Raw genomic sequence first — 21,516 nt, 5'->3', positions numbered from 1 at the left:
AGAAAAGCAGAACAGCTCCAACATTTTATTTCTGACGCAATTCCGAAGGGAAAACCGCTTCGCACCTTTCCCGGAATTGCTCTGGCTGCCTATGAAGGAGTGAGGACATGGCCGCTAAAGAAGTCAAATTCAGCACCGAAGCCCGGGAGAAGATGCTGCGCGGCGTCGACATCCTGGCCAACGCCGTGAAGGTGACGCTCGGCCCGAAAGGCCGCAACGTCGTGATCGACAAGTCCTTCGGCGCGCCGCGCATCACCAAGGACGGCGTCTCCGTCGCCAAGGAAGTCGAACTCGAAGACAAGTTCGAGAATATGGGCGCCCAGATGGTCCGTGAAGTCGCCTCGAAGACCAGCGACATCGCCGGCGACGGCACCACGACCGCAACGGTGCTTGCCCAGGCGATCGTCAAAGAGGGCGCCAAGGCCGTCACGTCAGGCATGAACCCGATGGACCTGAAGCGCGGCATCGATCTCGCCGTCGGCGCCATCGTTGCGGAACTGAAGGCCAACGCCCGCAAGATCTCCAACAATGCCGAAATCGCCCAGGTCGGCACGATCTCCGCCAATGGCGATGCCGAAATCGGCCGTTTCTTGGCGGAAGCCATGGAAAAGGTCGGCAATGATGGCGTCATCACGGTTGAAGAAGCCAAGACCGCCGAAACCGAACTCGAAGTCGTCGAAGGCATGCAGTTCGACCGCGGCTACCTCAGCCCCTACTTCGTAACCAATGCCGACAAGATGCGGGCCGAGTTCGAAGACCCATATATCCTCATCCACGAGAAGAAGCTGTCGAACCTGCAGTCGATGCTGCCGGTTCTCGAAGCCGTCGTCCAGTCCGGCAAGCCGCTCCTCATCATCGCTGAAGACGTCGAAGGCGAAGCTCTTGCAACCCTCGTCGTCAACAAGCTGCGTGGCGGCCTGAAGATCGCTGCCGTCAAGGCGCCCGGCTTCGGCGACCGCCGCAAGGCCATGCTCGAAGACATCGCCATCCTGACCGCCGGCACCGTCATCTCCGAAGACCTCGGCATCAAGCTCGAATCCGTCACGCTCGACATGCTCGGCCGTGCCAAGAAGGTGTCGATCGAAAAGGAGAACACCACGATCGTCGACGGCGCGGGCGCCAAGTCCGACATCGAAGGCCGTGTTGCCCAGATCAAGGCGCAGATCGAAGAAACCACCTCCGATTACGACCGCGAGAAGCTGCAGGAGCGTCTTGCCAAGCTCGCCGGCGGCGTTGCCGTCATCCGCGTCGGCGGCTCGACGGAAGTCGAAGTGAAGGAAAAGAAGGACCGCGTCGACGACGCGCTTCATGCAACCCGGGCGGCGGTCGAGGAAGGCATTCTGCCGGGCGGCGGCGTGGCGCTGCTGCGCTCCGTCAAGGCGCTCGACAACCTCAAGACCGCCAATAGCGACCAGCGTGTCGGTGTCGACATCGTTCGCCGCGCGCTCGAGACGCCGGCGCGGCAGATCGCCGAAAATGCCGGAGCGGAAGGCTCGGTCATCGTCGGCAAGCTGCGCGAGAAAAGTGACTTCGCCTACGGCTGGAACGCTCAGACCGGCGAATATGGCGACCTTTATGCGCAGGGCGTCATCGATCCGGCAAAGGTTGTTCGCACCGCGCTGCAGGACGCGTCCTCCATCGCCGGTCTTCTCGTCACGACGGAAGCCATGATCGCCGAGAAACCCAAGAAGGACGCGCCGCCGCCATTGCCCGCCGGCCCCGGCATGGATTTCTAACACATCTGCCGGCCCGCCGGCCTCGCTGGCGGGCCTTTCGAAGGGAATAGAGATGGTTCAAACGATCAAAAGCCGATCGCAGGTACCGCTGGACTCCCGCGATCTTGAAACCTGCCAGCACGTCTTCGACAAGCTCCGCGCCGATTACGCGATAGCAAGAGACAGCGATGAAGCAGAACGAATGGCGAGCATCATCATCGAGATCTACCGACAGGGCGTACGCGACCCCAATCAGCTGCAATCGATGGTCGAGGCGGCCCGCGGTCTCTTCGAAACAAGCGAGCGCCCGCCTACGGCTCGGGAAATTTGACCATGGTGCCGCCGCCGGTCGCCTGGTCCGTCGGGAAGACTTCGATCCGCGACACGTCGACGAAGACGGGAAGCTCGATGGCGTTCGAGATGATCGAGGCGATGTGTGAAGGCTGTATCGGACGGTAGCCGTCATAGAGCAGCGTCCGCGCCTGATTGCCCGCCATTGCGGTTCGATAAAGTTCCGTCTGGACGCGGCCCGGCACCACCTCGGTCACCCGAACGGAGGTCCCGAGCAGGTCGCAGCGCAAATTGTCGCAAAACAGGCTGAGCCCGGCCTTCGACGGGCCGTAGGCCGCCATATTCGGATACGGCGCCTGGCCGCCGCTCGAGCCGATATAGATCAGGTGGCCGCGCTTTCGCTCGACCATGGCAGGCAGGAATGCACGGGTCAGCTGCATCGGCGCCTTGAGATTGATGTCGATCATGGCATCGATCTCGGATGGTTCGATCTCGCTGAATGTCGCCCGCGTCGAGAGAATGCCGGCATTGTTGATCAGGATATCGACCTCAGTTCCGTGAAGCTGCTTGACGATTTCGGCGGTATCGCGCACATCGGCCCGGACCGGCTTCGCCCCGCTTTCCCCAGCGAGTTCTTCGAGAGCCTCGGCGTTTCGGCCGACGGCATAGACCGTCAGCCCCATCTTGCATAGTTTGCCGACGGTGGCGCGACCGATGCCGCTCGTCGCGCCGGTGACCAGGGCGACCCGATAGGGCAGCGGCTCAGACATAGATGTAGCCTCCGCTGACGACGACGTTTTCGCCAGTGGCATAGGTGTTGCGGCTCGATGCCATCATGACGATCCATTCCGCCATTTCGACCGGCTCGGCCGCGCGGCCAAGGGCGCTGGCTTTGGCCAGCTCCGGTAGGAATCCGAGTTCCTTGGCGCGATCCGTTGCGAAACCGGCGGGCGCGACGGAATTGACAAGGATCTGGTCCTTGGCGCATTCCTGGGCAAAGGATTTCGTCAGGCTGACGACAGCCGCCTTGGTTGCGGCATAATGCGCATTCTGGGGATGAGCCTTGAAAGCATCGACCGAGGTCACGTTGACGATCCGCCCCGTAACCTCGGGCGCGTTCACGTGCTGGCGCATATGAAGAACGGCAGCCACCATCATATGATAGGTACCCTTCACGTTGATCGCATTTTCGAGGTCCCATTCTTCGTCGGTGATCTCGAGGATAGGACGTCTCGGATAGATGGCGGCGCTGTTGACGAGCACATGGATCCGGCCGAGCTTGCCGGCGATCTCGTTGAACCCACGATGAGCCGTTTCCGCCCGGGAAATGTCGGCAGCGGCCGTCGCAACCTCGGCGCCGAGAGCACGAAGCGCCTCGGCCGAAGAGGCAAGCAGCTGCTCATTGCGATCGATGAGCCCGATCCTGGTCGCCCCATGCGAGATCATCAGCTTGGCCGTCGTCAAGCCGAGCCCGGAAGCGCCGCCGACGATGATTGCGGTCTGGTTCTTCAAAGTTCCACCTCAGTGTTTTGCGTTGCGCCGCTGACATTGTATGTTATCACTTATATGCCAACTTCGACAAAGCTCAAGTGCATTCTGAAGGTTTCGACATGATTCCGCGCCTCCGGCCGCATGGTTCAATCCCCCTTCCTCCTGCAGGATTCTTCCAGCGGCTCATCGAGGCGGGGTTCGATGGCGACATCGAAACCGGCGCGGCGAGCCGGACGGTTTTTTCGACCGACAACTCCATCTATCAGATCGAGCCGACCGGCATCCTTTTCCCCCGAGGCGTCGAAGACCTGCAGATCACGGCGGCCGTCTTGTCGGAGCCGGCGTTTCGCGGGATCACCGTCGCGCCGCGCGGCGGCGGAACCGGCACGAACGGCCAATCTCTCACATCGGGCATCGTCGTCGACTGCTCGCGACACATGAATTCCATTCTCGAAATCGACCCGGTCAGGAGAATTGCCCGCGTCCAAGCGGGCGTGGTCAAGGATCAGCTGAACCAGGCTTTGAAGCCCTACGGCCTGTTTTTTGCGCCCGAACTCTCCACCTCCAATCGCGCCACCATCGGCGGCATGGTTTCCACCGATGCCTGCGGCCAGGGGTCATGCCTCTACGGCAAGACCAGCAACCATGTACTGGGATTGCGCATCGTGCTTGCCGACGGCTCCGACTGGTGGTCGCGCCCGCTCGATCCGGAGGCGTTCACGGAGATCGTCGCGCGCCAGGACCGTGTCGGCGAGATCCACAGGACAGTCGAGCGGATCGCGCGGGAAAAGGGCGACCGGATCGCCGAGATCTTTCCGAAACTCAACCGCTACATGACCGGCTACGACCTCGCTCACATCTTCCGCAGCGACGGGCGCTTCGATCTCAATGCCATCCTCTGCGGCTCGGAGGGAACGCTGGCGATGATCGCCGAAGCCGAACTCAACCTTCTGCCGATCCCCGCCCATGCGGCCCTGATCAACATCCGCTACGGCGACTTCAACACCGCCCTGGAGGATGCCCGCAGCCTCGTGGCGCTGAACGTCGCCTCGGTGGAAACGGTCGATGAGAAAGTCCTGGGCCTCGCCAGAGGCGACATCGTCTGGACCGGCATTGCCCGCTTTTTTCCGGACGACGCGGGCGGAGCGACCAACGGCATCAATATCGCCGAAGTGCTGGCCGACGATGAAGCCGAACTCGAACGCAAACTCGCCGAGGTGACCGCCGCGCTTGCCACAGGCGCAAATGCGCGTCACCTGGGTTATACGATCGCGCGGGATCATGCCGAGGTCGAGGCGATCTGGTCGATGCGCAAACGGGCGGTCGGCCTGCTTGGCAGTGTCGATGGCCCGGTCAGGCCGGTTGCCTTCGTCGAGGATACCGCCGTACCGCCGGAGAATCTCGCGCCCTATATCCGCGAATTCCGCGCGCTTCTCGATGGCGCGGGCCTTTCCTACGGCATGTTCGGCCATGTCGATGCCGGCGTCCTGCATGTGCGGCCGGCACTCGACCTTACCCGCGACGACCATATCAAGCTGGTCCGGGAGGTCAGCGACGCCGTCGTGGCGCTGACGCGCAAATATGGCGGCGTGCTCTGGGGAGAGCACGGCAAAGGCGTGCGTTCCGAATATGTGCCGGAATTTTTCGGCGATCTCTATCCCAGCCTGCAGGAGATCAAACGGGCTTTCGATCCGGAAACCCGCCTCAATCCAGGCAAGATTGCAGCCCCTGCCGGCCAGGCGCTGCTGAAGATCGACGATGTGCCGCTGCGGGGAGAGACCGACCGCATCATCGGCAACGAGATCCGCTCCGCCTTCGACAACGCCGCCTATTGCAACGGCAACGGCGCCTGTTTCGACTTCGATGAAACCAGCCCCATGTGCCCCTCCTACAAGGCGACACGCGATCGGCGCTTTTCGCCCAAGGGCCGCGCGGCTTTGATGCGGGAATGGCTGAAGCTGCTTGCCGAGAAGGGCATCGATGCTCGCGAGGAGGCAAAACGCTTGCGGCGGAGCGGTCCGCTGGCGAACCTGGCGCGGCGCGCCTTCAACTCGCTGAACCCCCAAAATCGTGACGACTTTTCCCATGAGGTCCGCGCTGCGATGGACACCTGTCTGGCGTGCAAAGCCTGCGCGGGGCAATGTCCGGTGAAAGTCAGCGTCCCGGCCTTCCGCTCCAAATTCCTCGAACTTTATTACGGACGTTACCTCCGTCCGCTGAAGGATCCGCTCGTCGCCGCCATCGAGACCACCCTGCCCCTGGTTCAGCGGATACGACCTGCCTATAACCTTATCGTCAGCACGCGCGCCGGCAGGATGATGATGCGCGTCGCCGGACTGACGTCCCTGCCCCGCCTGCCGCGGATCTCTCTGGCGAAAGAGGCCGCCCGCCTTGGGGTACCGCTTGCGACCCCGTCGCGGATCGAGGCCTTGTCGCCGCGCCAGAGGGAGCAGAGCGTTATCTTCGTCGCCGATGCGTTTACCGCCTATTTCGATCCTGAGGTCGCCCTCGCCGCAATCAGGCTTGCGCGGAAAATGGGGCTCTCGCCCTTCCTCGCCGCGTCCCACGTTAATGGCAAAGCGCTGCACGTTCATGGCTATCTCGGACGTTTCGAGGCTGCGGCCGGGCGGACCGCGCATTATCTTCAGCGGCTGGATGAAGCGGGTGTGGCGCTCGTCGGGCTCGATCCGTCGATGACGCTCGCCTTTCGCAGCGAATACAAGGGCATGCTGAAGGCTGCCATTCTTCTTCCGCAGGAATGGCTGGTCGCCAATCTTGACCGGCTTGCCGCGTCACCCTCCGCCGCCAAGGGTAAAAACTTCCGACTGATGGCCCATTGCACCGAACGCACCAATGCGCCCTCTTCCGTCGCACAATGGAAACAAGTGTTCGCAAGCCTCGGCATCGACCTTCAGGCGGCACAAACGGGGTGTTGCGGAATGGCCGGCACCTTTGGCCACGAGGCGCGCAACCGGCCGATCTCCGAGCGCCTTTATGCGATGAGCTGGAAGCCGGAGGTCGATGCATCAGGCGATACCGACAGTCTCATGGCCACCGGATATTCGTGCCGCTCCCAGGTGAAGGAAATCGACAACAAACGCATCCCGCACCCCTTTCAGGTCATCGATAAGATAATGTCTGAAAACCCCGGCATCCCACAATCAGACGTGGCATGATATGTGATATGTGCTAAATTTGATCGTGAAAACCGGAGCGAACCAGTGTCAATCATCACGCAACGAGGCAATCTCGCGGAAATCGTCGTTGCAAAGCTGATGGAACGGATCGATTCCGGTCTTTATGCCCCGGGCGAGAAAATTCCGTCAAGTGCCCAGCTATGCGAAGAGTTCGGGGTTTCCCGAACTGTCATTCGCGAGGCGCTCACCTCCCTCAAGGTGGGCGGACGGGTGACAGCGCGGCAGGGTGCGGGGGTCTATGTCAGCGAGAAGGACGCAAAGACCCTCAATTTCGAGATCAGCCGCATCGAGGACATTCGCTCGGCGATGCAGATCCTGGAATTACGGCTCGGCGTCGAGATCCAATCCGTTGCCCTTGCAGCGTCGAGGCGGACGCCGGAGGCGCTGGCCGAGATCGCCCGCGCCTATGACAACCTTGAAAACCTGGTGACGGACGATGCCGAGGTCGAGGCGCGCGCCGACTTCGAATTCCATCTTGCGATCGCCCGCGCCACCCGCAATCCCCACTTCCCGAGTTTTCTGGAAGCGGTGATAGAGAGCATCAATTTCGAACTCGTGCTCAAACATCGCCAATCGGCGCGCGGCTACAGCACCTACCTGAAGAAGATCAATAAGGAACACGCCGCTATTCTGGCCGCGATCACCCAAGGTGATGCCAAGGCTGCCAAGGCTGCGCTGATCGTCCATCTGGAGGAAAGCCTCCATCGCTACCGCACGATGCTCAATGAGCCGGCGAGCAGCGAAACAGAGGATTGATGCGCACCGCCTGCTTTTCAGGCGGTGCGTTTTCCTGCGATCACTTCCCCGCAATCACTTAGCCGTAATCACTTTCCCTGGGCGATCGCCTGTTCGCGAATTTGCGTCAGTGTCATTTTCGGTGTCAGCGCTTCCGGATCGATCCGGATTTCGATGAGGCCCGGCTTGCCTGACGCCTCGCAGCGTTCGAAGGCGCCGGCGAAGTCCTCGGTCTTTTCCACGGTCTCGCCGTGGAGGCCATAGGACCGCGCCAGCGCGGCAAAATCCGGGTTCGTCAGGCCGGTGCCGGAGACACGGCCGGGATAGCTGCGCTCCTGATGCATGCGGATCGTGCCATACATGCCGTTGTTGATGACGAGAAAGATCACCCGAGCGTCATACTGCATGGCGGTTGCAAGCTCCTGGCCGTTCATCAGGAAACATCCGTCGCCGGCAAAGGCAACGACCGTGCGCGCGGGATCGGTGATCTTGGCGGCGATCGCCGCCGGTACGCCGTAGCCCATGGAACCGTTCGTCGGTCCGAGCTGGGTGCGGAAGGTGCGGTACTGATAGAAGCGATGCGCCCAGGCGGAATAGTTGCCGGCGCCGGTGGTCAGGATGGCGTCGGGCTTGAGATGGCCGCGCAACCATTCCATGATGTCGCCCATCTGCACGGGACCCGGGACCTCGGGATGCGCGAGGTTTTCGAGGTAGTCGGCATGAGCCGTTCTGGTCCAATCCTTCCACACCGGCGCAGATGATGGATTCAACTTTGCCGCCTGCGACAGGAAACCCGCAACGCTGGCATTGATCGGCAATCGCGCGTGATAAACGCGCCCCAATTCTTCCGCGCCCGGATGGATATGAACGAGCAACTGCTTCGGCACTGGAATGTCGATCAGCGTATAGGCGCCCGTCGTCATCTCTCCGAGACGGGCGCCAATGGAGATCAGCAGGTCGCAATCCTTCACATGGCGGATCAGCTTCGGCCCTGCGGCAAGGCCAAGATCGCCGGCATAATTCTCATGCCTATTGTCGAACAGATCCTGGCAGCGAAAGGACGCGGCGATCGGCAGGCTGAAGGCTTCCGAGAACGCCTTCAGGTCGACAACAGCCTGCTGCGTCCAGCCGCCGCCGCCAACGACGACCATTGGGCGCTTCGCCTCGGAGAGAAGGCCGAGCAATTCTTCGAATTGCGGTTCGCCGGCAAAGGCCTCGACCTTCTTGTAAGTCGGGGTGTCGGCGACATCGACCATATCGGTCAGCATGTCTTCCGGAAGAGCGACGACCACCGGCCCGGGCCGGCCGTTGACGGCCCGGTGGAACGCCTGGCTGATGAGCTCGGGAATGCGGGCGGCATCCTCGATCTCGACGACCCACTTCGCCATCTGGCCGAACATGCGGCGATAATCGATCTCCTGGAATGCTTCGCGCTCCATCTGATCACGCGCCACCTGGCCGATGAACAGGATCATCGGTGTCGAATCCTGGAAAGCCGTATGCACACCGACGGAAGCATTGGTCGCGCCCGGCCCGCGGGTGACGAAGCAAATGCCGGGTTTGCCGGTCATCTTGCCGTAGGCTTCCGCCATATAGGCAGCGCCACCTTCCTGCCGGCAGACGATGAATTCAATAGCGTCTTCCATGTCGTGAAAGGCGTCGAGGGCGGCAAGATAACTTTCGCCCGGCACGCCGAACACGCGCTCGACACCGTGGATGCGCAAGGCATCGACGAGCACCTGGCCGCCACTGCGCTTCAATGTTTCATTTCTCATCGGGAGCCCCTCTCCTTGTACGTTAAATGACGGCGTCTTCGAGGAAGGGCCGGTGTGCCGTCACTCGTTCATAGCCAAATGGCGAAAGATCGAGCGTCTTGAAGCCACCATAGGCAATCAGTTCCGAGAGACCCCGTCCCATCGCCGGCGACTGCTGGAGACCGTGCCCCGAAAAGCCGTTTGCGAAGAGGAAATTGCTGACCTCAGTATGCGGTCCGAGGACGACATTGTGATCGAGGGTGCAATAATCGTAGTGGCCGGCCCAGGAATTGACGACCTTGATCGCCTCGAAGGCCGGAACCCGGTTCGCCATGATCGGCCAGATTTCCTCATCGAATTCGTCGTGCATGACGTCGAAATCGTTGGGATCGACCTCCGGATCGTGCTTGGGATAGGTACCCATCAGATAGAATTTGCCCTCGGGCCGGAAGAAAACGCCGGTGGGGTCGATCGTCAGGCCGACCTTTCCTTCGAGCGGTGTGCGGCAATCGACGACGAACAGCGAGCGTCGGCGTGGCTCGACGGGAACGTCGAGCCCGGCCATGCGGGCGACCTTTTTACCGTTGGTGCCCGATGTGTTGACCATCGTGCCGCAAGCGATCGTCTGGCCGCTCTTCGTCGACACGGAAACGATGCGGTCTCCCTCTCTGTTGACGGCAACGACTTCGTCTTCGATATATTCGACGCCCAAAGAGCGCGCTTTCTTGCGGAAGCCCTGGAGCAGGCCGACGCTGTCGAACCAGCCTTCGCCCCGTTCGCCGGTGCTGCCGAGCGTCAGTCCTTCCAGGTTCAACCAGGGAAACCGCCGGCCGAGGCCGTCAGGATCGAGCAGCGTGACATCAGCCCCGCAGGAGATCTGGGTCTCGTGGTTGCGCCGGAGAACCTGATCGCCGCGTTCGTCCTCGGCGAGGAACAAATACCCGGCCTCATGGAAACCGATCTCCGGCGTATCGTCGTCGACGGCGACGTTTTCCTTGAAGTTGCGGATGAACTCCGTCCCGAACTGCGAGACTTTGACGTTGATCGCATTCGAGAACTGGTGACGGATGGAGCTGGAAGAGAGCGCGGTGGCCGACCGCTGATAGGTCCAGTCCTTCTCGATCACCAGGACCGATCCGTTGAAATCGGGGTTGGTCGCCAGAAAATATGCCGTCGAACTGCCAACCACTGCACCGCCGACGATCACCACGTCATAGGACGACTTGGAAGCTTGCATCGGTGCGTCTCACTTCTTCTCGTCTTCATAATGGCCGGCAGCCGCAAAGCTGCCGCCCTGGAAGCGCACCGCCGGATCGTTGGGATCGCCTTGTTTCGTCTTCGCAAAGACCTTGTCCGCGTAATCGTCGGCGCTGTCTTCCGGCTTGTATCCAAGCGATGCCGCCGTGCGGTTGTCCCAGAAGGCCTGGCTGTTGTCGGACATGCCATAGGCGACCATGAAGCCGACGCGTTCGGCCGACAGGCTCTTTTCGACGAGCTGGCGGCAATCGCGATAGGAAAGCCAGGTGATGAGATGGCGCCGGTCCGTCGGCTCCGGGAAAGACGAGCCGATGCGCAGGCTCACGGTCTCGATCCCGAACTTGTCGAAATAGTAACGGCCGAGGTTTTCGACGAAGGTCTTCGACACGCCGTAGAGACTGTCGGGGCGGGTCGGTACGTTGCCGTCGATCGTCTCGGTGCGCTCGTAAAAGCCGATGGCGTGAACGGAGCTGGCATAGACGATGCGCTTGACGCCATGCTGGCGCGCCGCCTCATAGATGTTGTAGCTGCCGACGATGTTGGCGTTGAGGATGGTGTTCCAGGGAGCTTCCAGCCCCTGACCGCCCATATGAATGATGGCGTCGCAACCCTCCACGGCTTTGGAAACGGCGTCGAAGTCGGAAAGGTCCGCCGGGAAATCTTCCTCGTGCGGCGCGAGGTTGTCGCAGGGCTTGCGTGCGGACAGCCTGACGATCTTGCCGAGCCTTGTTCCGGATTCGCGCAACTGGGTTCCCAGAGCGCCGGCCGCGCCGGTCAGAAGCGTGCGCTGATAATCGGTCATCGAATTTTCCCTTTAGCGAAGTTTAGCCAGTGCATCGGCGGTGCGCTCGATGGCAATGGCAAGATTGTCGCGCGATGTCGCGAAGGAAAGGCGAATATAGGGTTCGACACCGAAAGCGGCACCCGGAACGGTTGCGACCTTGCCTTCCCTGAGGAGATAGGAGGCCAATTCGGTGTCGTTGGAAATCCCGGCGCCGTCGGGCGCCGTCTTGCCGATATAGTGGGCGCATTTCGGAAAGAGGTAGAAGGCCCCTTCCGGTGCCCGCACCTCAAGACCGGGTATCGCGCTGAAGCCCCTTGCGACGAGTTCGCCGCGCGCCTTGTATTCGGCAACCGCTGTCGTCACGAAGTCCTGGGGACCGTTGAGCGCTGCGGCGGCGGCAAACTGGGTGATGGAGGACGGGCAGGTCGTGCTCTGGGACTGAAGCTTGTTGAGGGCCCTGGTCAGTTCCCGCGGGCCGGCCGCATAACCGAGGCGCCATCCCGTCATGGCATAGGCCTTGGATACGCCGTTGATGATGAGCGTGCGGTCCTTCAGCTCCGGGCAAGCGACGACGAAGGACGTGAAAGGCACCTCGCCGCAGACGATATGCTCGTAGATCTCATCCGACATGATCGCCACATGGGGGTGGCGCGCCAGCACCGCGCCAAGCGCCTTCAGTTCGTCCGCCGTATAGATCGCCCCTGTCGGATTGGAGGGAGAGTTGAACAAGAACCACCGCGTCTTCGGCGTGATGGCTGCTTCCAGCCGCTCGGCTGTGATCTTGAAGGCATCCTCGACACCGCAAGGCACGGTTTTGGGAATGCCGCCATGCAGGATGACGATGTCGGTATAGGAGACCCAGTAAGGCGCCGGCACGACCACCTCGTCGCCGGGCTCCAGCGTTGCCAGGAACGCATTGAAGAGTATCTGCTTGGCGCCGTTGCCGATGGAAATCTCATCCATGGCGTAGTCGAGGCCGTTCTCGCGTTTGAACTTGGCGACGATCGCTTCGCGCAGTTCCACCAGTCCGTCCGGCGCGGTATAGCGGGTAAGCCCCTTGCGCATCGCCTCGATCGCCGCCTGGACGATATGATCGGGCGTATCGAAATCGGGCTCGCCGAGCGAGAGGTCGACGACATGCTCTCCCTTGGCCCGCATCGCCTTGGCGGCGATCGACACCGCCATGGACGGCGAGGATTTGATCGTCGCGACGCGCTTGCTTTCGAATGCAATCATATTCATGCCTTGCCTCCCTGGGTCCGGCCCCTGCCGTAGGCTTCAGCCTGTTCTTCGGTGATGTATCCATGCCTCAGGTCGTGTTCGATCGCGTCAGTCGGGCGATTTGCCGGATCGCCGTAACCGCCGCCGCCCGGAAGCGACAGAACGAGGCGCCGGCCTTCCGGCACGAATTGAAGCCCCTTGCCCTTGAGAACCGTACCGTCGTCGAGCGCAACGGCGCCGGCCGTGCCGCTCCGTCCGCCTTCGCGGCCGCGTGCGGGGTGGCCGAGCCTGTCGAACATGGCGGAGAAGCGGAAGCTGAAACCTTCGGCCGCTTCGATCTCGATCATCTGGCCGAGACCGCCGCGTTGCGCGCCGGCACCCCCTGACCCCTCGCGCAACTCCTTGCGCCAGATGATGACGGGGCCGACATTTTCCGTCGCCTCGATCGGCATCGTGTGCACGCCGCTCGGAAAGGCGGTGGCGTTCAAGCCATCCAGAGCGGCACGCGCGCCGGAGCCGCCGGAATTGAACATCAGGATTTCCGCGCCCTTGCCGCCGATCTGATCGGAGACGGAGCGCACGCTCATATGCAGGTTCCAGAGTGCGCTGGCACCCTCCGCAGGAACCTGGCCCGGAAGCGCCTGATGCAGCGCGCCGAGCACGAGGTCCGGCACGAAATGGCCGAGAACGTGGCGGACGGCGACCGGCGCCGGCCGCTTGGCATTGAGGATGCAGCCTTCCGGCGCCACGACGTCGAAGGGTGCTAGCGAGGCCGCATTGTTGGGAATTTCCGGCGCCACGACGCATTTGATGCCGTAGCAGGCATAGGCCTTGGCGTAGACGAGCGGCACATTGATGCCGAACTTGCTCATGCCGGAGGTGCCATCGAAATCGACCACGACTCCCTCGGGACCGATGGTAAGTCTTGCGGCGAGATGCACCGGCTCATCATAGCCGTCGAGATCCAGGCTATAATCCCAGGAGCCGTGCGGAAGATTCTTCAGCCGCTCCAGCGTTGCCTCGCGGCTGTGCTTGAGGATGAAGCCGCCGATCGTCGACAAATCAGGAAGATTGAATTCCGTCAGCATGTCGACGAGCCGGCGATGGCCCGTTTCATTGCAGGCGGCGAGCGCATAGAAGTCGCCGACGACCTTATCGTTTTCGCGGACATTGTTGCGCACGATATGGATCAGCGTCCGGTTCAGCTCGCCGCGCTCGAAGAATTTCATGATCGGGATGAAGATGCCCTCTTCATAGACTTCACGGGCATCCGGGCCGAAACCGCGACCGCCGACATCGACGACATGCGCGGTCGAGGCAAAATAACCGACCAACTTGCCGTGATGGAAGGAGGGCGTGACGACGGTGATGTCGTGCAGATGGCCCGTTCCCTTCCATGGATCGTTGGTGATGTAGACGTCGCCTTCGAAGATATTGTCCGGCCCGATATCGGCAATGAAATGCGCGACGGATTCCGCCATGGCGTTGACGTGGCCGGGCGTGCCGGTAACCGCCTGCGCCAGCATGCGGCCTTCCAGGTCGAAGACGCCGGCCGACAGATCGCCCGCCTCGCGTACGGAGGTGGAGAAGGCCGTGCGGATCAGCGTCTGCGCCTGCTCCTCGACGACGGAGATCAGCCGGTTCCACATGACCTGCATATGGATATCGATCATGGATTGGTTCATGTGACTATCCTCAGATCCGGGTTACGAGAAGGCAGCCATCGCGCTGAACGACGGCCTTGAAAGAGGCGGTGAGAACCGTCGAGGTCTCGCGCTCGACGATGACGGCGGGGCCCTTTACCACGTCGCCGGGCGTCAGGCCGGTACGCTCGTGAATGCCCGCTTCGAGATAGGCGCCCTGCGCAGCCTCGAACAGGCGGCGGGTCTTGCCCGGCTGCACGACATTGCCTTCGGCGATGGAGGATACGCGCTCCACCGGCGGCAGCGGCGAGCTCGCCTTGACCGACCAGCTGACGATCTCGATATCGAGACCTTCGATGGCGCGGCCGAAGAAACGCTCATATTCCTTTTCGAACGAGGCGGCGATCGTCTCAGCACTCGCGGCGTCGAAATTGTCATCGGCAAGCGGGACCGGGATATCCCAGCCCTGCCCGGCATAACGCATGAACAGCGTGCGTTCGATCACCGGGGAGCCCGCGTCGAGCCCGCCTTCGACGAAGCCCAACGCCTCAGCCTTCATGGCTTGGAGGAGCCGGTTGGCCTCGGAATATTCGAAATTCGACAGGTTGAAGACGGCGCTGCGGACGGACTCATAGCCGAACGGCGCCTTGAGGAATCCGATCGCCGAACCAACGCCGGCGCCCGGCGGAACGAGGAAGGTCGAGATGCCCATTTTTTCACAGAGGCGCGCGGCATGCAGCGGTCCGGCGCCGCCGAAGGTGATCATGGTGAAATCGGAAATGTTCTTGCCGTTCTCGACGGTGTGGACGCGGCCGGCATTGGCCATGTTTTCGTCGACCATTTCGCACGTGCCGTAAGCTGATGCTTCGGGATCGAGGCCGATGACCGAGCCGATATCGTCGCTCATTGCCCGGCGGCTCGCCTCGACGGAAAGCGGGATGGCGCCGCCCGCGAAATTGGCGGGATCGAGCTTGCCGAGGATCAGGTCCGCATCGGTGACGGTGGGGTTCTTGCCGCCGCGCTGATAACAGGCCGGGCCGGGCTCCGAGGCCGCCGAGTGCGGCCCGACGCGGATCTGGCGCATTGCGTCGACCGAAGCGATCGAACCGCCGCCCGCGCCGATTTCGACCATCTCGACGACGGGGATGGAAATCGGCATGCCGGATCCCTTGCGGAATCGATAGGTGCGCGCGACTTCGAACGTCTTGGCCGTCTTCGGCACCTGGTTTTCGATCAGGCAGATCTTGGCGGTCGTGCCGCCCATATCGAAGGAAAGAACCGTATCGAGACCATATTGACGGGCAATGTCGGCCGCGAAGATCGCGCCGCCCGCCGGACCGGATTCGACCAGACGCACCGGAAACTCGGAGGCGCTCTCGACCGAGACGATCCCGCCGCCGGAATGGATCATGAAGACCGGGCAGCCGACTCCGATCTCTTTCAGCGACACGACGAGACGGTCGAGATAGGATTTGATCGCCGGCTTGACATAGGCATTGGCGCAAACCGTGTTGAAGCGCTCGAACTCGCGCATCTGCGGCGAAACTTCCGACGAGATCGAAACGGAAATGCCGGGAAGGCGCTTCAGGATCGCATCGCGGACGGCGACTTCGTGCGCGCCATTCGCATAGGCATGAATGAAGCCGACCGCGACGCTTTCATAGCCGCCTGCGGCAACCTTCTCGACGACGGCTGCGACCGAAGCCTCATCCAGAGCGAGCAGAACCTTGCCCTGCGCATCGATACGCTCCCGGATGACGAATCGGTCGGCGCGGGCAATGAGCGCCGGCGGCAGGGAGATATTGAGATCATACTGCTCGAAACGGTTCTCAGTGCGCATCTCGAGCACGTCACGAAAACCTTCCGTCGTCACGAAGGCGGTTTTGGCGCCGCGCCGCTCGATGAGCGCATTGGTGGCGAGCGTCGTGCCATGAATCAGGATGCCGATCTCTGAAAGAGCGATACCCGCCATGTCGGCGACGGCCTTCACGCCCTTGAGGATCGCCCGCTCCGGTGCCGTATAATCCGTCAGGATCTTCGTCGAGTGAAGCGTCCCATCGAGGTCGAGAGCGATATCCGTAAAGGTGCCGCCGATATCGACGCCCACCCGGCAGTTTCGTGGCGTGCTGCTCACCGTCTTGTTCCCCGCTTTCTTAACGTTGGAGGCCGCGCTCGCGCAGCCATGCGTCGTGCCATTCTTCACTGTTGCAAACGACACTGCAACATTTCCGCTTGACGATCTTCGTATATGTCACTTATCATATAAGTGTCAATTAAGAAAAGGATCGAAAATCTCGAAATCCGCTCTTCTCCGCAACTGCGGAGCAGAGAAATTACCTAACAAAAATAATAGCTTCGCCTTTGATGCGAAGCATGAACGCGGACTGAACCGCGTCGAGAACCACTAAAAACCAGAGAGCTTCAACCAGAGGGAAAAGCACATGAAATCCATCTCGAAACTTCTGAGCGCCACCGCTGTGGCCTCCGCCTTGCTGTTTTCCAGCGCTTTGGCCGCCGACACGGTCAAGATCGGCGTCGCCGGCCCCTTTACCGGCGCCAATGCGACCTTCGGCGAGCAGGTGTTCAGCGGCGTGTCCGCCTATGTCAGCGACGTCAATGCGTCGGGCGGCATCAATGGCAAGAAGATTGAACTGGTGAAGGGTGACGACGCCTGCGAACCGAAGCAGGCCGTGGCCGTCGCCAATCGTTTCGTCGACCAGGACAAGGTTCAGGCCGTGATCGGGCATTTCTGCTCGTCCAACACGATCCCGGCTTCGGAAATCTACAATGATGCCGGCATCCTCGAAATGACGCCGTCCTCGACCAATCCGACCGTCACCGATCGCGGTTTCGACAATCTGTTCCGTGGCTGCGGCCGTGATGACCAGCAGGCCGTCGTCGCCGGCAGCTTCATCCTGGATACGCTGAAGCGGGACAAGATCGCGCTCATCCACGACAAGGACACCTATGGCCAGGGCCTGGTGGACGCCGTCAAGAAGACGATCGAAGCACGCGGAATCAAGCCGGTGATGTACGAAGGCCTGACCCGTGGCGAACGTGACTTCAACGCGCTCGTCACCAAGATCAAGAGCTCCGGCGCCAACGCCGTTTATTTCGGCGGCCTCATTCCCGAAGGCGGCCCGTTGATCCGCCAGCTGAAGGAACAGGGTGTCGACGTAGTCGTCGTCAGCGGCGATGCTTTCGCGCAGACGGAACTCGTCGCAGCCGCCGGCGGGCCTGAGAATCTGAAGAACGTCTATTATTCGGCGACGCCCGATCCGCTGGCCGATCCCTCCACGCAGGGCGTCCAGGATGCGTTGAAGAAAGCCAACATCACGCCGGCCAACTACGTGCTCTATGGCTACGCCAATGCGCAGGCCATCGTCGCTGCGCTGAAGGCCGGCGACGAGCTGGAGGCCCAGGCCGACTATCTCCGCAACAACACGGTCGATTCTGCCATCGGCAAAATCACCTGGGACGCCAAGGGCGACATCAAGGACTTCAAGTTCGTCTTCTACAACTTCGACGACAAGGGAACCCCTGTCTTGGTGAAGTAAGGCATTTTGCCCGAGTTGGCCGGACCGCAAGGTTCGGCCGGCTTATCCATCCCCGAAAACCATAAGAGGGGTTCACCATGGACTTTTACATCCTGGTTCAACAATTGTTCAATGGCATCACGCTGGGGACGATCTACGGTCTGATCGCGGTCGGATACACCATGGTCTACGGCGTCATCCGGATGATCAACTTCGCCCATGGCGACGTCTATATGGTATCGGCCTATATCGCCGCCATCACACTCGCCGTGCTTGGCTATTTCGGCGTTCAGTCGGTTCCCTTCGCCTTGATATCCGTGCTGGTGATCAGCTGCGCGATCACGGCCGTCTATGGCTGGGTGATCGAACGCGTCGCCTATCGGCCGCTTCGCGGCTCGACCAAGCTTGCTCCGCTGATATCGGCCATCGGCATCTCCTTGATGCTGCAGAGCTATGTCCAGATCGCTCAGGGCGCACGCGACCAGGGCGTGCCGACACTCATCCAGGGTGCGTTTCGCATCGGTGGCGATGTCCACTTCGCACAGATCACCTATATGCAGACGGTGATCCTGTTCGCGTCGCTGATCGCCATGGGCATACTGACCTATGTGATCAACTACACCAGGATCGGCCGCGAATGCCGTGCCACCCAGCAGAATATCCGGATCTCCGCGATACTGGGGGTGAACACCGACCGGATCATTTCGGCCGTGTTCGTCATGGGCGCGGCCACGGCCGCCGTCGGCGGCACGCTCGTCACCTTCAATTACGGCTCCTTCAACTTTTTCATCGGCTTCGTCATGGGCATCAAGGCCTTCACGGCCGCAGTGCTCGGCGGGATCGGTTCACTGCCCGGCGCCGTGCTCGGCGGTATCGTCCTCGGCCTGACCGAGGCTCTGTTCGCAGGCTATGTCAGCACCGACTACAAGGACGTCTTCGCCTTTGCGTTGCTCATCACCCTCCTGTTTTTCCGACCGTATGGCCTGCTTGGCCGGCCGGAAATCCAGAAAGTCTGAGAGAGGAGCAAGAAACCATGGAATCCAATCGCCTTCGCGCGCTCGTCAGGCAAGCGCTCCTCACCTTTACGGTCTCCCTCATCCTGTTCGGTCCGATCTCGGGACTGGTGCTCGAGGGATTTTCGTTCACCAACGAACTGATACGCGCGGTGTTGCTGGCTGCCGTCGTCACGGCAGGACGTCTAGCACTCTCGCTGTTCCAGATGAGCAGCCCCGGCCGAAAACTCATCCGGCGCATCGCAGGCAACGGTGCCGGCGTGACCGTCATGACCGGCAAGGAAAGGTCGCCGGCGCTGCTCCTTGCCGTGCTGTTTCTCGCAGGGCTGAGCCTACCGTTTTTTGCCGACAAATACCTCCTGGGTATCGCGATCCTCGCCCTGATCTATTGCCTGCTCGGCCTGGGGCTCAACATCGTCGTCGGGCTTGCTGGCCTGCTCGATCTTGGCTACGTCGCCTTCTACGCCGTCGGCGCCTATCTCCTGGCGCTCGGATCGCAATATCTCGGCATCGGGTTCTGGGGCGCTCTGGTGCTCGCCCCATTCCTGGCCGGCCTCTTCGGCATGGTCCTCGCCTTTCCCGTTCTCAAGATGCATGGCGACTACCTTGCCATCGTCACGCTCGGATTCGGCGAGATCATTCGTCTTGTGCTGAACAACTGGCTTGATTTCACCGGCGGGCCGAACGGCGCTCCGGTTCCGGCACCCACCTTCCTCGGCCTCGAATTCACTCGTACCGCCAAACAGGGCGGCGTTCCCATTCATGAATATCTGGGCATCCCCTACAGCGCGGACTACCGGTTCTGGTTTCTCTATTTCGTGCTGTTTCTTGTCGTCTGCTTCGTCATCTACGCCGTGGAGCGGCTGCGCGTCATCCCTCTCGGCCGCATGTGGGAAGCGCTGCGCGAAGATGAGATCGCCTGTCGTTCGCTCGGCGTCAATCACGTCTTCACAAAGCTCACGGCCTTCATGCTCGGCGCCTCCACAGGTGGCCTGGCCGGCGTCTTCTTTGCCGCACAGCAGGGCTTCGTGAATCCGACATCCTTCACCTTCTTCGAATCCGCCCTCATCCTGGCCATCGTCGTCCTTGGCGGCCTCGGATCGACGGCCGGCGTCATCTCGGCAGCGCTCGTTCTCACCATTCTTCCGGAACTTCTGCGCGAATTCGCCGAATACCGCGTTCTCGTCTTCGGCATTCTGATGGTGGTGATGATGATCTGGAAACCGCGTGGCCTGGTCCGCATCAAGCGCCCGGCCTTCTTTCCGAGCTCGATGAAAGAAGGCATCGGCAACGAACTGTCCTTTGAGGGCAAGGCGGAGGCGGGACGATGAACGGCCCTATTCTCGACGTGCAGAATGTCACGATGCGGTTCGGCGGCATCGTCGCCAACCGGGACGTCAGCTTCTCGGTCGAACGCGGCGCGGTGACCGCCCTGATCGGTCCCAACGGCGCCGGCAAGACGACGATGTTCAACTGCATCACCGGCTTCTATCGCGCCAGCGAAGGCAGCATCATGCTGAACGGACGCGAAGGCCCGACCGATATCGGCCAGTTGGTGACGAAACCGATTACCGGCGGCTCGCACCTCGTGACACGCGCCGGGATTGCCAGGACGTTCCAGAACATCCGCCTGTTCAAGGAAATGTCAGTTATCGAGAACCTTCTGATCGCCCAGCACCTCACCACCCGCAACAACATCCTCAGCGGTGTTTTCCGGACTGGAGCGTTCCGCAAGGCCGAGGGAGAGGCCATCGATCGTGCCTATTACTGGCTCGGGCAGATGAAGCTTGCCGACGACGCCAACCGCCTGGCCGGTGAACTGCCTTACGGCCGGCAGCGCCGCGTCGAGATCGCTCGCGCCATGTGCACGGGCCCGAGCCTCATATGCCTCGACGAACCAGCCGCGGGCTTGAACCCCTCCGAAACGCTGGATCTGGCGGAAGTCATCCAGCGGCTCTGTGCCGATCACGATCAGACGGTTCTCGTCATCGAACACGATATGGGTCTCGTCATGCGCATTTCGAACCACATCGTCGTGCTCGATCATGGTGAGGTAATCTCCGACGGCACGCCTGAGCACGTCGCCAATGATCCGGCCGTCGTCGCCGCTTATCTCGGTGTCAGCGAAGAAGAGGTATCAGCATGAGCCAGTCGTCCGACACGCAGGTACCGCTTCTCGAATTCGCCGGCGTCCATGCCCATTACGGCGCGGTCGAAGCGCTGAAGGCGGTAAACGTCCATATCTTAGCCGGTGAGATCGTCAGCCTGATCGGCGCAAACGGCGCCGGCAAGACCACGCTGCTTTCCTCCATTTTCGGCGCGCCGCGCGCCTCATCGGGCAAGATCCTGCATCGTGGCGAAGATATCTCCCATATGCTGACCAGCAGGATTTCCCGGCGTGGCATCGCACTCGTTCCGGAAGGCCGGCAGATCTACCAGGAGATGTCCGTCGAGGAGAATATGATGATGGGCACGACGCCGATCGGCATGGCCCATTTCGAAGAAGACCGGAACACCATGTTCGAGCTCTTTCCGCGTCTCAAGGAGCGTCGAAACCAGACCGCCGGCACCATGTCCGGCGGCGAACAGCAGATGCTCGCCATCGCCCGCGCCATGATGGCGCGTCCCGAATTGATCCTGTTCGACGAACCCTCGCTCGGCCTGGCGCCGTTGATCGTCAAGCGCGTTTTCGAGGTTTTGCGGGAAATTGCTGCAATGGGCAAAACGATATTTCTCGTCGAGCAAAACGCCAATCACGCCTTGAAGCTCTCCCAGCGGGCCTATGTCATGGTCAACGGTCGCATTCATCTCTCCGGCGACAGCGCCGCCCTTCTCGACAACCAAGACGTCCGCAAGGCCTATCTCGGACTGCACTGAAC

Annotated in this window: 17 protein-coding genes; 9 read left to right on the top strand and 8 right to left on the bottom strand. The window is 61.4% G+C overall.

What is annotated here, in order from left to right:
- The first annotated feature begins 107 nt into the window (after positions 1 to 107).
- A complete protein-coding gene (gene groL / locus FHT79_RS17995) occupies positions 108 to 1,736 on the top strand; it encodes a chaperonin GroEL (RefSeq protein WP_029868430.1) in 1,629 nt (542 codons plus the stop codon).
- Between the two features lie 52 nt (positions 1,737 to 1,788).
- Entirely contained in the window at positions 1,789 to 2,046 is a 258-nt protein-coding gene (locus tag FHT79_RS17990) for a hypothetical protein (RefSeq protein WP_183903844.1), read from the top strand.
- Here the strand turns inward: FHT79_RS17990 and FHT79_RS17985 are convergent.
- Both FHT79_RS17985 and FHT79_RS17980 read right to left on the bottom strand, forming a co-directional pair.
- The gene (locus tag FHT79_RS17985) at positions 2,027 to 2,776 is read right to left on the bottom strand and encodes an SDR family oxidoreductase (RefSeq protein ID WP_029868428.1); all 750 of its coding nucleotides are present in this window, start codon (positions 2,774 to 2,776) and stop codon (positions 2,027 to 2,029) included. The two genes, FHT79_RS17990 and FHT79_RS17985, sit on opposite strands and share 20 nt — an antisense overlap.
- Positions 2,769 to 3,518 (bottom strand): SDR family oxidoreductase, encoded by a 750-nt coding sequence (locus tag FHT79_RS17980; protein WP_029868427.1) that lies wholly within the window; start codon positions 3,516 to 3,518, stop codon positions 2,769 to 2,771. Before FHT79_RS17980 ends, FHT79_RS17985 begins: the two co-directional genes overlap by 8 nt.
- Before the next feature lie 98 nt (positions 3,519 to 3,616).
- Here FHT79_RS17980 and FHT79_RS17975 point away from each other — a divergent pair, with 98 nt between their 5' ends.
- Together FHT79_RS17975 and FHT79_RS17970 are read left to right on the top strand one after the other, a co-directional pair.
- A complete protein-coding gene (locus FHT79_RS17975) occupies positions 3,617 to 6,673 on the top strand; it encodes an FAD-binding and (Fe-S)-binding domain-containing protein (protein WP_183903843.1) in 3,057 nt (1,018 codons plus the stop codon).
- Positions 6,674 to 6,718: 45 nt separating this feature from the next.
- Entirely contained in the window at positions 6,719 to 7,450 is a 732-nt protein-coding gene (locus tag FHT79_RS17970; RefSeq protein ID WP_029868376.1) for a FadR/GntR family transcriptional regulator, read from the top strand.
- A 68-nt stretch (positions 7,451 to 7,518) separates the two neighbouring features.
- On the opposite strand, the gene FHT79_RS17965 is transcribed toward FHT79_RS17970, so the two are convergent.
- Genes FHT79_RS17965 through FHT79_RS17940 form a run of 6 tightly spaced genes read right to left on the bottom strand, consistent with a single transcriptional unit; the run spans position 7,519 to position 16,222 of the window.
- Complete coding sequence (locus FHT79_RS17965) at positions 7,519 to 9,204, bottom strand: thiamine pyrophosphate-binding protein (protein WP_183903842.1); 1,686 nt, start codon at positions 9,202 to 9,204, stop codon at positions 7,519 to 7,521.
- Between the two features lie 22 nt (positions 9,205 to 9,226).
- Positions 9,227 to 10,420 (bottom strand): FAD-binding oxidoreductase, encoded by a 1,194-nt coding sequence (locus FHT79_RS17960; RefSeq protein WP_127431059.1) that lies wholly within the window; start codon positions 10,418 to 10,420, stop codon positions 9,227 to 9,229.
- Positions 10,421 to 10,429: 9 nt separating this feature from the next.
- The gene (locus tag FHT79_RS17955; protein ID WP_047618800.1) at positions 10,430 to 11,242 is read right to left on the bottom strand and encodes an NAD(P)-dependent oxidoreductase; all 813 of its coding nucleotides are present in this window, start codon (positions 11,240 to 11,242) and stop codon (positions 10,430 to 10,432) included.
- 12 nt (positions 11,243 to 11,254) lie between these two features.
- Positions 11,255 to 12,466 carry a pyridoxal phosphate-dependent aminotransferase gene (locus tag FHT79_RS17950; protein ID WP_183903841.1) on the bottom strand — a complete coding sequence of 404 codons (1,212 nt, stop codon included), beginning with the start codon at positions 12,464 to 12,466 and terminating at the stop codon, positions 11,255 to 11,257.
- Complete coding sequence (locus FHT79_RS17945; protein WP_183903840.1) at positions 12,463 to 14,130, bottom strand: hydantoinase B/oxoprolinase family protein; 1,668 nt, start codon at positions 14,128 to 14,130, stop codon at positions 12,463 to 12,465. The genes FHT79_RS17950 and FHT79_RS17945 overlap by 4 nt, the downstream gene beginning before the upstream one ends.
- Positions 14,131 to 14,140: 10 nt before the next feature.
- Entirely contained in the window at positions 14,141 to 16,222 is a 2,082-nt protein-coding gene (locus tag FHT79_RS17940) for a hydantoinase/oxoprolinase family protein (protein WP_183903839.1), read from the bottom strand.
- A 307-nt stretch (positions 16,223 to 16,529) separates the two neighbouring features.
- On the opposite strand from FHT79_RS17940, the gene FHT79_RS17935 reads away from it, so the two are divergent.
- The 5 genes from FHT79_RS17935 to FHT79_RS17915 all read left to right on the top strand — a co-directional run bounded on the left by FHT79_RS17935 (position 16,530) and on the right by FHT79_RS17915 (position 21,514).
- Positions 16,530 to 17,645, top strand: coding sequence for an ABC transporter substrate-binding protein (locus FHT79_RS17935; protein ID WP_127431056.1), 1,116 nt, complete (start codon positions 16,530 to 16,532; stop codon positions 17,643 to 17,645).
- 77 nt (positions 17,646 to 17,722) lie between these two features.
- Positions 17,723 to 18,640, top strand: a complete 918-nt coding sequence (locus FHT79_RS17930) for a branched-chain amino acid ABC transporter permease LivH (protein WP_127431055.1) — start codon at positions 17,723 to 17,725, stop codon at positions 18,638 to 18,640.
- A gap of 17 nt (positions 18,641 to 18,657) precedes the next feature.
- Positions 18,658 to 19,968, top strand: a complete 1,311-nt coding sequence (livM, locus tag FHT79_RS17925; RefSeq protein ID WP_127431054.1) for a high-affinity branched-chain amino acid ABC transporter permease LivM — start codon at positions 18,658 to 18,660, stop codon at positions 19,966 to 19,968.
- The gene (locus tag FHT79_RS17920; protein ID WP_183903838.1) at positions 19,965 to 20,783 is read left to right on the top strand and encodes an ABC transporter ATP-binding protein; all 819 of its coding nucleotides are present in this window, start codon (positions 19,965 to 19,967) and stop codon (positions 20,781 to 20,783) included. Before livM ends, FHT79_RS17920 begins: the two co-directional genes overlap by 4 nt.
- The gene (locus FHT79_RS17915) at positions 20,780 to 21,514 is read left to right on the top strand and encodes an ABC transporter ATP-binding protein (RefSeq protein ID WP_183903837.1); all 735 of its coding nucleotides are present in this window, start codon (positions 20,780 to 20,782) and stop codon (positions 21,512 to 21,514) included. Before FHT79_RS17920 ends, FHT79_RS17915 begins: the two co-directional genes overlap by 4 nt.
- The last annotated feature ends 2 nt before the right edge of the window (positions 21,515 to 21,516 follow it).

This window comes from Rhizobium sp. BK212, assembly GCF_014197475.1.
GTDB classification, from domain to species: domain Bacteria; phylum Pseudomonadota; class Alphaproteobacteria; order Rhizobiales; family Rhizobiaceae; genus Rhizobium; species Rhizobium anhuiense.
The sequence above is the reverse complement of the archived record's forward strand: the minus strand, read 5'-3'. Positions and strand labels throughout refer to the sequence as shown.

Excerpts from the sequence above, each read along its gene's own strand:
- groL (WP_029868430.1), top strand. The coding sequence starts at position 108 with ATGGCCGCTAAAGAAGTCAAATTCAGCACCGAAGCCCGGGAGAAGATG.
- FHT79_RS17990 (WP_183903844.1), top strand. The coding sequence starts at position 1,789 with ATGGTTCAAACGATCAAAAGCCGATCGCAGGTACCGCTGGACTCCCGC.
- FHT79_RS17985 (WP_029868428.1), bottom strand. The coding sequence starts at position 2,776 with ATGTCTGAGCCGCTGCCCTATCGGGTCGCCCTGGTCACCGGCGCGACG.
- FHT79_RS17975 (WP_183903843.1), top strand. The coding sequence starts at position 3,617 with ATGATTCCGCGCCTCCGGCCGCATGGTTCAATCCCCCTTCCTCCTGCA.
- FHT79_RS17965 (WP_183903842.1), bottom strand. The coding sequence starts at position 9,204 with ATGAGAAATGAAACATTGAAGCGCAGTGGCGGCCAGGTGCTCGTCGAT.
- FHT79_RS17960 (WP_127431059.1), bottom strand. The coding sequence starts at position 10,420 with ATGCAAGCTTCCAAGTCGTCCTATGACGTGGTGATCGTCGGCGGTGCA.
- FHT79_RS17955 (WP_047618800.1), bottom strand. The coding sequence starts at position 11,242 with ATGACCGATTATCAGCGCACGCTTCTGACCGGCGCGGCCGGCGCTCTG.
- FHT79_RS17950 (WP_183903841.1), bottom strand. The coding sequence starts at position 12,466 with ATGAATATGATTGCATTCGAAAGCAAGCGCGTCGCGACGATCAAATCC.
- FHT79_RS17945 (WP_183903840.1), bottom strand. The coding sequence starts at position 14,130 with ATGAACCAATCCATGATCGATATCCATATGCAGGTCATGTGGAACCGG.
- FHT79_RS17935 (WP_127431056.1), top strand. The coding sequence starts at position 16,530 with ATGAAATCCATCTCGAAACTTCTGAGCGCCACCGCTGTGGCCTCCGCC.
- FHT79_RS17930 (WP_127431055.1), top strand. The coding sequence starts at position 17,723 with ATGGACTTTTACATCCTGGTTCAACAATTGTTCAATGGCATCACGCTG.
- livM (WP_127431054.1), top strand. The coding sequence starts at position 18,658 with ATGGAATCCAATCGCCTTCGCGCGCTCGTCAGGCAAGCGCTCCTCACC.
- FHT79_RS17920 (WP_183903838.1), top strand. The coding sequence starts at position 19,965 with ATGAACGGCCCTATTCTCGACGTGCAGAATGTCACGATGCGGTTCGGC.
- FHT79_RS17915 (WP_183903837.1), top strand. The coding sequence starts at position 20,780 with ATGAGCCAGTCGTCCGACACGCAGGTACCGCTTCTCGAATTCGCCGGC.